The organism is Vibrio sp. S12_S33 (assembly GCF_963889785.1).
GTDB classification, from domain to species: Bacteria; Pseudomonadota; Gammaproteobacteria; order Enterobacterales; family Vibrionaceae; genus Vibrio; species Vibrio aestuarianus.
In genome coordinates this window covers 1-873 of sequence record NZ_CAWPQZ010000185.1, presented here as the reverse complement: position 1 = coordinate 873, position 873 = coordinate 1, and the positions used below count along the sequence as shown (strand labels likewise).

Here is an 873-nt window from a genome sequence, read left to right as displayed (position 1 = left end):
TTTCCAAAAAGTGCCACTGGCGAGATAGTTGAGAAGCTGAAATCTGTCCGGTGTGTAGCTAGAAAACAGAAAGCCTTTCCACCCTAAATTCACCGTTTTTCTTAACCCCAGCTAACGCCCAATTAAGTGGTGAACAACGCACTGGCCAAGCCACTGCATTACACCATAAAACACTTTACTCAACGCATAGTAAAACTGCCACGCGTTGAGAATCCACTTAAATTGTTTGTTATACGACAGCTTGCGACAAGTCTTGCTCTATTTTTTTAAACACTGTCAGTTCTTGCTCAGCCTTACCACTTGCTACCGTTACCCATTGCAAACCAACCTCATCTTGATGTTCAAACTCAACTTGAAGCTGATACTTTGAGCGAAAAAGAGAGAGTAATAAAACCACTGGGAATGTGATGACTAGAGCTACAACTCCAGCATTGATATCAAATCCCCAAGGTGTGGCAAATGGCTCGAATAGCCATAAAATGCTTGAAGCTATAGCAGAAATAACAGACGCCTTGACTAGATGCGAACTCAGTTTGTTTTTAACTACTTTGACGCTCTTAATTTTGGAAAGCTCATAGCTATCTTCCTTGATAGACAGGCGACCATTAGCTATTGAAAAATCAGAGATATCATACATACCATTTCCTCGTTTGGGTTAAAGAGTTACAGAAAATATTCCCACAAACGATTCGACTAATATTAACCATAAGAAAATGATATGCAACAAATTTTAACACCGTACGTCGTATAACGCCCAATTAAGGGGTGAGCAACGCTACCACCCAACCTAACGCATTGTACCGTAACCACTAAATTTGAAGTAGAAGCAAAAGTGCCAAGCGTTGGGAATCCCTCTTAAATTGCTTGTTAGCA

Annotated in this window: 1 protein-coding gene; it reads right to left on the bottom strand. The window is 40.5% G+C overall.

Annotated elements, in window-relative coordinates:
• Nucleotides 1-229 precede the first annotated feature (229 nt).
• Nucleotides 230-637, bottom strand: a complete 408-nt coding sequence (locus AACW06_RS19770) for a hypothetical protein (protein ID WP_192076361.1) — start codon at nucleotides 635-637, stop codon at nucleotides 230-232.
• Nucleotides 638-873: the final 236 nt, after the last annotated feature.

What these genes read in the sequence shown, in the direction of transcription:
- AACW06_RS19770 (WP_192076361.1), bottom strand. Translation starts at nt 637, where the DNA reads ATGTATGATATCTCTGATTTTTCAATAGCTAATGGTCGCCTGTCTATC.